This is a genomic window from Nonomuraea sp. NPDC049758 (assembly GCF_040674635.1).
In the GTDB taxonomy this organism is placed as follows: domain Bacteria; phylum Actinomycetota; class Actinomycetes; order Streptosporangiales; family Streptosporangiaceae; genus Nonomuraea.
In genome coordinates, this window is the sequence record NZ_JBFAMZ010000045.1 from 20,361 (window position 1) to 31,330 (window position 10,970).

3 protein-coding genes are annotated in these 10,970 nt (G+C 72.9%); 2 read left to right on the forward strand and 1 reads right to left on the reverse strand.

Annotated features, from left to right (window positions below):
- The first annotated feature begins 107 nt into the window (after positions 1–107).
- Together AB0J46_RS50655 and AB0J46_RS50660 are read left to right on the forward strand one after the other, a co-directional pair.
- Positions 108–3,386 (forward strand): LamG-like jellyroll fold domain-containing protein, encoded by a 3,279-nt coding sequence (locus AB0J46_RS50655; protein ID WP_364344286.1) that lies wholly within the window; start codon positions 108–110, stop codon positions 3,384–3,386.
- A gap of 19 nt (positions 3,387–3,405) precedes the next feature.
- Complete coding sequence (locus tag AB0J46_RS50660; RefSeq protein ID WP_364344289.1) at positions 3,406–9,654, forward strand: RHS repeat-associated core domain-containing protein; 6,249 nt, start codon at positions 3,406–3,408, stop codon at positions 9,652–9,654.
- A gap of 113 nt (positions 9,655–9,767) precedes the next feature.
- On the opposite strand, the gene AB0J46_RS50665 is transcribed toward AB0J46_RS50660, so the two are convergent.
- Complete coding sequence (locus AB0J46_RS50665; protein WP_364344292.1) at positions 9,768–10,769, reverse strand: alpha/beta fold hydrolase; 1,002 nt, start codon at positions 10,767–10,769, stop codon at positions 9,768–9,770.
- Between the last annotated feature and the right edge of the window lie 201 nt (positions 10,770–10,970).

Sequence of the window (10,970 nt, forward strand, 5' to 3'; positions counted from 1 at the left end):
AATTTCGCCAGAAGATCTAGACGTACGGCATTACGCGGGTGACAATCCGTTCGTCAATCGAAGATCGCCTGGTCCCGCGCGGACCTCTGGTCGACATGCGAGGACCGATGCGGGTTGGGCGTGGGCTGGTCGCGGCTGTCTTGGCGTTCACGATCCCGGCGGTGCCGCCCGCCGGCGCGGAGCCGCCGGAGGCAGGCGCGCCTCCGGCGGCGAGCGCGCCCCCCGCGCTCTCCGCGCCTCTCGCGCCGGAGACGGCCGCGACCGCCACGGCCAGGCGCACCGGCCGGCCGGTCGAGATCGAGTCGATGCGCAGCGAGACCCGCCAGGTCTTCGCCCGCCCGGACGGCACCTTCACCCTCGAACAGCACGCCCGCCCCGTCCGCGTCCGCCAGGCCACCGGCTGGGTGCCCGTGGACACCACGCTGCGCCTGCGTCCCGACGGCGCGGTGGAGCCGGTGGCGACGGCGGCCGGGCTGACCTTCTCCGGCGGGGGCGGCGGCCCGCTCGCCCGCCTGTACCGCGGCGGCAAGGCCCTGGAGCTGACCTGGCCGGGCACGCTGCCCAGGCCCTCGCTCGACGGCGACACCGCCACCTACCCCGAGGTGCTGCCCGGCGTGGACCTGCGGGTCACCGCCGACGTGGACGGCTTCTCCCACGTCCTGGTGGTCAAGACGCGGGCCGCCGCGCGCGCCCTGCCCGACCTGGACTTCCCGCTGTCGGTCAGCGGCCTGTCGCTGACCGCCGACAAGGCGGGCAACCTGGAGGCGGTCGACCGCACCGGCGGCACGATCTTCATCGCGCCCACCCCCACGATGTGGGACTCGACCGGCGCGGGCGAGACCGCGGTCGAGGAGGGCCGCGCGCCCGAGGCCCGCCAGGCCACCATGGGCGTCTCGCTCGACGGCAGGAAGCTGCGGCTGCGGCCGGACCGCGCGATGATGAGCGACCCGAAGACCCGGTACCCGGTGTTCCTGGACCCGTACTTCTCGGCCGCCCGCGGCGCCTGGACCGCCGTGTGGAGCAACTGGCCCAGCTCCAACTACCTCAACTCCAGCGACGTCGCCCGCGTCGGGCACGTCAACTCGCAGACCAACCGCTCGTTCTTCCAGATGAACACCGGCTCCACGATCCACGGCAAGCAGATCATCAAGGGCACGCTGCGCACGTACGAGACCTGGTCGTACTCGTGCAGCGCCCGCGCGGTCGAGGCGTGGTCCACCAACACGATCAGCAAGAGCACCACCTGGAGCAACCAGCCCAAGTGGGTCAAGAAGCTGTCCACGGTGAACGTGGCCAAGGGCTGGGGCTCGGCCTGCCTGCCCGGCGGCGTCGAGTTCGACGTCACCTCCCAGGTCGCCGACGCCGCCGCCAACAAGTGGGCCAACATCACCGTCGGCCTCCGCGCCACCAGCGAGACCGACCAGTACGCCTGGAAGAAGTTCCGCAACAACCCGAGCCTGGTCATCGAGTACAACTCGCTGCCCGCCGACCCGGTGGCGGCCGACGCCTGGTCCGACCCGGGCGGCCCGTGCGTCTCCGGCGACGACCGGCCGGTCATCAGCACGCCGACGCCGAAGCTCTGGGCCCGGCTCAAGGACGCCGACAACTCCGTCAGGGGCCGCTTCGAGTGGTACCGGGCCGACGGGACCAAGGCTGGGGAGTACCTGACCCCGCTGGGCTCGACCGGCACGGCCTTCTCCGCCCTCGTCCCGCAGAGCCTGTACGCCGACGGCGCGCTGGTCCGCTGGCGGGTCCGCGCCGAGGACGGCAAGGCCAACAGCGCCTGGAGCCCCTGGTGCGAGGCCACCGTGGACGCCACCGCCCCCGGCCGGGAGCCCGAGGTGTCCTCCGACCGGTTCACCGAGAACGGCTGGAGCGACGGCGTCGGCCTGGCGGGCCGGTTCACCTTCGCGCCCAACGGCGTCACCGACGTCGCCGCCTACGTCTACGGCCTGGACACCACCCCCAAGACCGAGGTCGCGCCCGCCCAGGACGGCAGCGCGGCGATCACCCTCACCCCGCGCCACGACGGCCCGAACGTCCTGTCGGTGCGCAGCAAAGACCGCGCCGGGCAGCTCGGCCCGATCCGCACGTACGTCTTCAACGTCAACGCCGGACGGGGACCGGCCGGCCACTGGCCCATGGACGAGGGCCAGGGCGGCACCGCCGCCGACGCCGCCGGCGCCCACCCCGCCACTCTGTACGGCGCCACCTGGACCTCGGGCCGGACCGGCGGCGCGCTGCGGCTGGCGGGCGCCTATGCGCAGACCGGCGGCCCGGTCGCCGACACCGGACGCAACTTCGCCGTCGCCGCCTGGGTCCGGCTGACCGGCACCGCCGCCTCCGCCACCGCCGTCACCCAGGAGGGCGGCCGGACCGGCGCGTTCTCCCTGCAGTACAGCAAGGCCGACAACCGCTGGGCGCTGGCCGTCACCAGCGCCGACGCAGACGCCGCCACGGCCGTGCGCGCGCTGTCGGCCGCCGCGCCCCGGCTGAACGAGTGGACCCACCTGACCGGCGTCTACGACTCGGCGGCCGGCCAGATCTCCCTCTACGTCAACGGCCGGCTGGAGTCCTCGGTCGCCGTCCCCGCGCCGTGGAACGCCACCGGCCCGCTGACCATCGGCCGCGGCAAGGCGACCGGCGCGGCGGCCGACTTCTGGCCCGGCGACGTGGACGACGTGCGGCTCTACGGCCGCGCCATGTTCGCCGACGAGGTCGCCGACCTGGTCAACAGCGCCGCCACGCTGGTCGGCCACTGGAAGCTGGACGAGGACGGCGGCCTGTCGGCGGCCGACTCCTCCGGCCGGGCCACGCCCGCCGCGCTGGCCGGCGCCGCCACCTGGACCGACGGCTGGCTGGACGGCGCCCTCGCGCTCGACGGCTCGACCGGCTACGCCCAGACCGCCGCGCCCGCCGTCGCCACCGGCTCCGGGTTCACCGTCGCCGTCTGGACCCAGCTCGACTACCTGCCCGCCAAGGACGCCGCCGCCGTCGCCCAGCCGGGCGCCAGGGCGGCCGGGTTCCAGCTCGGCTTCGACAAGGAACAGGGGCGGTGGGCCCTGGGCATGGCCGCCGCCGACACCGACACCGCCGCCCTCGTCCGCACCCGTTCGGACGCCGTCCCCGCCCCCCTGGAATGGACGCACGTCGCCGGCGTGTACGACGCCCTGGCCGGCGAGCTGCGCGTCTACGTCAACGGCCGCCTGTCGGCCACCACCGTCACCCCCCACGTGAGCACCTGGACCGCCACCGGCCCCCTGCAACTGGGCCGGAGCAAGACCGCGGGCGTCTTCACCGGCTACTGGCCGGGGACCGTCGACGACGTCCGCACGTACGACGGCGTGCTCAGCGCCGAGCAGATAGCCCAGCTAGCAGCCCAGTAGCCCCTCCCTGGGAGAATCCGTGGACAGTGAGTTAGACCTGCCAGAGCCCAACTGGAATCGTTTTCAGCAGCCCGCCGCCGAACCCGACGCCCCCGATCCCCGCTGGAACCGCTTCGAGGGCGTCAAGCCCGAGACCGCCTGGCCGCGCAGGCTGGCGACCGTGCTCACGGTCGTGCTCCTGGCGCCCATGGCGTACGCGATGCCCGCCTCCGCCGCGCCCCGCAAGGCGCCCACGGTGCAGAAGGAGACGCCGGTCAAGGGCGGGAAGGTGCCCGTCCTGCCGCCGCTCGCCGATCCCGCCGCCGAACAGGCGTGGAAGGCCCCGCCCAAGGTCGCCTGGCCCGCCGCCGGCACCGCCGAGCTGGGCGGCGCCGCCGGGAGTGCCGCCACGCTCTCCGCCGGGTTCCCGGTGCGGCTCGCCCCCGCCGCCAAGGGCGTGGCCGCGGCCGAGTCCGTCCCGGTCAAGGTCGAGCTGCTCAGGACCGACCTGCTCGGCGTCGCGATGCGCGTCTCGCCCGGCCAGGGCGTCACGGCGGCCAAGGCGGCCGGCAAGACCCGGTTGGAGATCGACTACTCCGGCTTCCGGTACGCCTTCGGCGGCGACTACGGCGCCCGGCTGCGCATGGTCAAACTCGACGAGTGCGCGCTCGACGCCAAGGCCGCCGCCACCTGCGCCGCGCCGCGCCCGGTCAGGAGCGACAACGACGCCAAGGCGGGCAAACTGACCGCCGAGGTCGAGACCACCGGCCTGTACGCCGTGACCGCCGCCGCCGCCGGCCCGTCGGGCGACCACGCCGCCACCTCGCTGGCCGCCTCGGCGAGCTGGAGCGTCGGCAACCAGTCCGGCGACTTCTCCTGGAGCTACGACCTGCGCACCCCGCCCGCCCTGGGCGGCGACGAGCCCGACCTGTCGCTCGACTACTCCTCCCAGAGCGTGGACGGCCGCACCGTCTCCACCAACAACCAGCCGTCCTGGGTGGGGGAGGGCTTCGAGCTCAACCCCAGCGGCTACGTCGAACGCCGCTACAAGGCGTGCATGATCGACGGCAAGAAGACCGGCGACCTGTGCTGGGACCAGGACAACGCCACCCTGTCGCTCGGCAACTCCGCCGTCGAGCTGGTCAAGGACGCCACCACCAAGCAGTGGCGGCCCAAGCGCGACGACGGCACCCGCATCGAGTACCTCACCGGGGCCGCCAACGGCGACAACAACGGCGAGTACTGGCGGGTCACCACCGCCGACGGCACCCAGTACAGCTTCGGCCTGAACCGCCTGCCCGGCTGGGTCACCGGCAAGCCGGAGACCAAGTCGGTGCAGACCGTGCCGGTGTTCGGCAACAACAGCGGCGAGCCGTGCTACTCCAGCACCCCCGCCAACGCCTGGTGCCAGCAGGCCTACCGGTGGAACCTCGACTACGCGGTCGACACCCACGGCAACGCCACCACGTACTGGTACGAGAACGAGAAGAACTACTACGGCCGCAACATGAAGCCCGAGCTGGGCACCGTGTACGTGCGCGGTGCGTACCTCACCCGCGTCGACTACGGCTACCTGAGCAACGAGCTGTTCACCAAGGCCCCGGCCGCCCGGGTGGTCTTCGACGTGGCCGAGCGCTGCCTGCCCTCCGGCGCCGTCACCTGCGCCGCCGACCAGCTCAAGAAGGAGACCGCGGCGTCCTGGCCGGACGTGCCGTTCGACCAGATCTGCGACGCCGGGGTCAAGTGCACCGACCGGTTGTCGCCGACGTTCTTCTCGCGCAAGCGCCTGGCCAAGGTCACCACGCAGGTGCTCAACGCCTCAGGCCAGTACAGCCCGGTCGACTCCTGGACGCTGACCCACCAGTTCCCCGCCACGGGCGACGGCCTCAGCCCGTCGTTGTGGCTGGCCTCGGTGCAGCAGAGCGGCCACGTGGGCGGCACCCTCACCATGCCGAAGATCACCTTCAGCGGCGTGCAGCTGCCCAACCGGGTGGACGCCAACGAAGGACGCGCGCCGCTGGTCAAGTGGCGGGTCCAGGCGGTGAACAACGAGACCGGCGGCGAGCTGCGGGTCAACTACGCCGCGGCCGACTGCAAGCCCGGCGACGTGCCCGCCGCGGCCGACAAGAACAACCGGCTGTGCTTCCCGCAGCGCTGGGCGCCGCCCGACGAGGGCGAGGTGACCGACTGGTTCCACAAGTACGTCGTCACCCAGACCGTCGAGGTGGACCGCGTCGCCGGCTCGCCGAACGTGGTCACCGACTACGAGTACCTCGACGGCGGGGCCTGGCACTACGCCGACAACATCCTCGTCAAGCCCGAGCAGCGCACCTGGTCGGACTGGCGCGGGTTCGGCCGCGTCCGGGTGCGCGAGGGCGACGGGCAGGACACCCGGCGCACGCTCACCGAGTTCAGGTACTTCCGCGGCATGCACGGCGACAGGCAGGCCGACGGCTCCAAGCGCGTCGCGCAGGTCGTCGACACCGAGGGCGGCAAGCTGGACGACCTCGACCAGCTGTCCGGCTTCGAACGCGAGGAGATCCTCTACGACGGCGACAGCGCGACGGTGCTCACCGCGACCGCCGAGGAGCCGTGGTCGCTCAAGACCGCCGAGTCCACGCAGGGCGGCGTCACCAAGACCGCCTACGTGGTCGAGCCCAAGTCGATGGTGACCCGCACGGCGCTGGCGGGCGGGGCGTGGCGGCGCACCGGCGAGGAGCGCTCTTACGACGCCAAGGGCCTGCTCACCCAGGTGGAGGAGAAGGGCGACCTGGCCACCGCCGACGACGACCAGTGCACTCGCTACACCTACGCCCGCAACGACACCGCCTGGATGCTCGACTACGCCAGCAGGATCCAGAAGGTCGCCGCGGGCTGCGGCACCGCCGTCTCGGCCCTGGCCGCCGGAGAGGTGATCTCCGACGAACGGGTCCAGTACGACAACAAGGCCTACGGCCAGGCGCCCACCAAGGGCGATGTGACCACCGTCCAGCAGCTCGGCGCGGCCGACGGGTCGACCGTCACCGACAGCACCCACACCTACGACGTCTACGGCCGCGAGACCAGCGAGACCGGCCCGGTCGGGACGAAGTCCACCATCACCTACAGCCCGGCCACCGGCGCCCAGGCCACGGAGATCGTCGAGACCAACCAGCTCGGCCACGTCGAGCGCACCCTCGTCGAGCCCGCCTGGGGCGAGCCGGTCGCCGAGGTCGACGCCAACGGCCGGCGCACCGACATGGAGCACGACGCGCTCGGCCGCCTGGTCAAGGTCTGGCAGCCGGACCGCAGCAAGGCCGCCGGCCAGTCGCCCAGCACCGAGTACGCCTACACCATGCGCACCGACGGCCCCAGCGTCGTCACCACCAAGACGCTGCGCGCCGACGGCGGCTACACCGTCAGCCACGAGCTGTACGACGGCCTGATGCGCGAGCGCCAGACGCAGGAACCCGCCCCCCGCGACGACCAGACGCAGGACCCGGCGCTGCGCGACGGGCGCACGATCACCGACACCTTCTACAACTCGCTCGGCGAGGTGAGCAAGTCCAACACCGGCTACTTCGCCATCGGCACGCCCGCCACCGAGCTGCTCGCCGTCGCCGACACCGACGTGCCCACGCAGGTCGTGTCGGTCTTCGACGGCGCCGGCGAGGTCAACGCCCAGATCCTCAAGGCCAAGGGCGTGGAGAAGTACCGCGTCTCGGCCACCCAGCAGGGCGACCGCGTCAACATCACGCCGCCGGCGGGCGGCACCGCGACGACCCGCATCGGCGACGCCGACGACCGGCTCATCGAGCTGCGCCAGTACAAGGGCGCCACCCCCACGGGCCCGTACGAGTCCACCAAGTACACCTACGACCCCGCCGGCCGCCTGTCCACGGTGACCGACGCCGCGGGCAACGTGTGGCGCCACCACTACGACGTGCGCGGCCGGGAGATCAAGACGGAGGACCCGGACAAGGGCGTCACCACGATGACGTACAACGACGCCGACGAGCTGGTGAGCACCACCGACGCCCGCGGCAAGACCCTCTGGTACGTCTACGACGAGCTAGGACGCAAGAAGGAGCTGCGCGACGGCTCGGCCACCGGCGCGCTGCTGGCCGAGTGGAAGTACGACGCGCTGGCCAAGGGCCACATGAACGCCAGCATCCGGTACGCGGGCGGGCAGGCGTACAAGGCGGAGATCAACGCCATCGACTCCGACTACCGCACGCTGCGCGAGACGGTGACCGTCCCCGAGCGGGAGGGCAAGCTGGCCGGCTCGTACGTGCTCAACACCCGCTACACCCTCGACGACCAGGTGCAGTCGGTCAGCTTCCCGGCCGGGGGCGGGCTGGAGGCCGAGTCGGTGGTCTACTCCTACGACGAGCTCAGCCAGCCGACCAAGGTCAGCGGGCTGTCGTCGTACGTGACCGCGACCCGCTACTCCAAGCTCGGCGAGACCCTGCAGTACGAGCTGGGCTCCGGCGGCAAGAAGACCTGGCTCACCTACACCCATGACGAGTCCACCCGCAGGCTGACCAGGATGCGGCTGGACCGGGAGGGCGCCGCCGCCACCGACCTCGACCTCAACTACGCCTACGACGCCGCCGGCAACATCACCAAGATCGCCGAACGGGCGGGCGGCCAGGACACGCAGTGCTTCACCTACGACCACCTGCGCCGGATGACCTCGGCGTGGACGGCCAACGACGACTGCGCGAGCGGCACGCCGGCCTCCGACAAGATCGGCGGCGTGGCGCCGTACGCGGTCAGCTACGCCTACGACTCCACCGGCAACCGGGTCAAGGAGACCAAGCACGCCTGGGGCGGCGCGCCCGAGACCGTGCGCACCTCGGTCTACCCGGCGGCCGGCGCCAAGCAGCCGCACGCGGTGCAGAGCATCGGGGCCGACCTGTTCGGCTACGACGAGGCCGGCAACACCACCAGGCGCAAGGTCGGCACGTCCGACCAGACCCTCGTCTGGGACGCCGAGGGCAACCTGGAGTCGGTCACGGAGGCCGGCAAGACGACGTCGTTCGTCTACGACGCCGACGGCGACCGGCTGCTGCGCAAGACCGCCACGGACGCCACCCTGTACGTGGACGACATGGAGCTGCGCTTCGACTTCGCCAAGGACGCCGTCGAGCAGACCCGCTACTACACCATCAACGGCGAGCCGATCGCGGTCCGCACGCCCGACAACCAGGTCTACTTCCTGGCCGCCGACCACCAGGGCACCGCGCAGGCCGCGGTGAACGGCGGCACCGGGGAGCTGGCCGTCCGGCGGATGACGCCGTTCGGCGAGGACCGGGGATCGCCGCCGCCATGGTGGCCGGGACAGCGGTCGTTCGTCGGCGGCACCAAGGACCCGACGACCGGGCTCGTGCACCTGGGCGCCCGCGAGTACGACCCGAAGAACGGCCGTTTCCTGTCGGTCGACCCCATCATCGACGAGGAGGACCCGCAGCAGCTCAACGCCTACGCCTACGCCAACAACAGCCCCGTCAGCATGAGCGACCCCGACGGCCAGCTGTTCTGGATCGCCGTCGGCATCGCGGCGCGCATCGCGGCGCGGATCATCGCCAGGAAGCTGGCGCAGGCGGCGGCCCGGCGGGCGGCGCTCGCGGCGGCCAGGGCGGCGGCGCGGCGCGCGGCCATCGCGGCGGCCAAGCGGCGGGCGGCGGCGCTGGCCAGGAAGAAGGCGCTGGAGGCGGCCAAGAAGAAGGCCGCGGCGGCGGCCAAGCGCAGGGCGCTGGCCGCGGCCAGGAAGAAGGCGGCGGAGAAGGCCAGGAAGGCGGCCGCGGCGGCGGCCAAGAGACGGGCCGCCGCGGCGGCCAAGAGGGAGGCACGCAGGAAGGCCGCCGAGGCGGCGGCCAAGCGGCGGGCCACGCAGGCGGCCAGGGCGCGTAACCGCTACCGGGCGGCCCAGGCCCGGCGCGCCCAGGCGGCGCGGCGTCCGGCACAGCGTCCGACCAGTCATCGGGCGGTGCAACGGCAGTCGCCGCCGAAGGCCGCCAGGCAGCCGGCGCAGCCGAGACCCAGCCAGGTCTACCGGAACGACGGCACCACGCAGCCGACCCAGTCCTACACCGTCTACCGCGACGGCAAGATGTACCCGGACGGGCCGCCGCCACCCAGCCTGACCAGGCCCCAGGGCTCCGGGCAGGCGGAGAAGCAGATCTTCAAACCGGAGAAGATCGAGCCGGAGAACACCCGGACGGGCACGATCGCCGAGACCGGCGCCCGGGTCACCCGATGGATCGACCAGAGCGGCCTGGACGACTTCCTCGGCGGCTTCTTCTGATCCCCGGCTGATCCCCGGCTGATCTCCGGCCCCGGGCACGCGGACCGTACCCGGTCCCCGCGCCCGGGGCTCACCGGTTCCCGCGCCTGAGGCTCACCCGGCGGACGCGGTGGTCATCCGGCCGCCGCGTCCGGCGGCACGTGGTGGGCCGTGGCGAAGGCCAGCAGGGACGCCGCCGTCCGGGCCGGGGCCTCCAGCATGGGGGAGTGCCCGGCCCCGGGCAGCAGCTCGACGGTCGCGCCGGGGACCGCCCGGTAGCCGGCGGCCGAGGACGAACGCCATCTCCGGTCGTCCTTGCCGAAGATCACCAGCAGCGGCTTGCCGAGCACGGCCAGCCGGTCGGGCAGCGTGCGCTGCCGCAGGTACTCCTCGGCGGCCTTCGAGGTCGTGGTGAGCGCGTGGTAGGTGAGGCCGCGCACGTCCTCGACCAGCTCGGGCGGGATCCGGTAGCCGGGACGGCTGAACGCGGTCTCCAGGCCCCGGAGGAGGAGACCGTCGGTGCGCAACCGCCACAGCAGCTGCCCGACGACGGGCACGAACAGCAACTCGCCGACGAACCCGTCGGAGACGAAGGCGTCCAGGCCGGGCCCGGAGTCGACGAGGGCGAGCGCGGTCACCAGGTCGCCTCGCTGCTCGGCGAGCGCGGTGGCGACCGAGCCGCCGGTGGAGTGGCCGGCCACGACCGCGTGCCGCACGCCGAGCCGGTCCAGCGCCGCGCCGACCCGCCGTCCCTGCTCGGCGACGGCGTAGCCGCCGCCGGCCGGTTTGGCCGACCGGCCGTGCCCGAGCAGGTCGATGCGGATCACGCGATGCGACCGCGCCAGTTCCGGGACCACCGGGTCCCACCAGCGGGTCGAGCCGGCCAGGCCGTGGATCAGCACGAGCGCCGGGGCGCCGGCGGGGCCGTCCTGGCGGACGTGCAGGCCGCCGCCGTCGAGGGGCACGTTCGGCTCGCCCGCGGCCTCCTGGCCCGACACCACCAGCGTGTTCGCCACGAGCAGCACGGCGGCCGCGAGGAGCACGGCCGCCACGACGCGACGGCGCCGGCAGCGGCCCTTCGCGCGCCGCCCGGCCGCCGGGCGGGCCGGGGGCCGGACCGCTTGGGAAGTCATCATGGCCACACTGTCGCGGCCCACCCGCTCCGCCGGCTTGTACGAATGTTCCCGCCCGCCACCGGCCGGCCCCGCACCGGCAAGGCAGTCACAGGGCGGGCCGGGGCCAGGATGCTCCTATGGATGTCAAGCGGGATGTTCTTGATCGTTTGCTGTGATGATTCGGTAGAGTTCGCGAGCTATGTAGCGCTTCAGGCAGCGGAT

Excerpts from the sequence above, each read along its gene's own strand:
- AB0J46_RS50665 (WP_364344292.1), bottom strand. The coding sequence starts at position 10,769 with ATGATGACTTCCCAAGCGGTCCGGCCCCCGGCCCGCCCGGCGGCCGGG.
- AB0J46_RS50655 (WP_364344286.1), top strand. The coding sequence starts at position 108 with ATGCGGGTTGGGCGTGGGCTGGTCGCGGCTGTCTTGGCGTTCACGATC.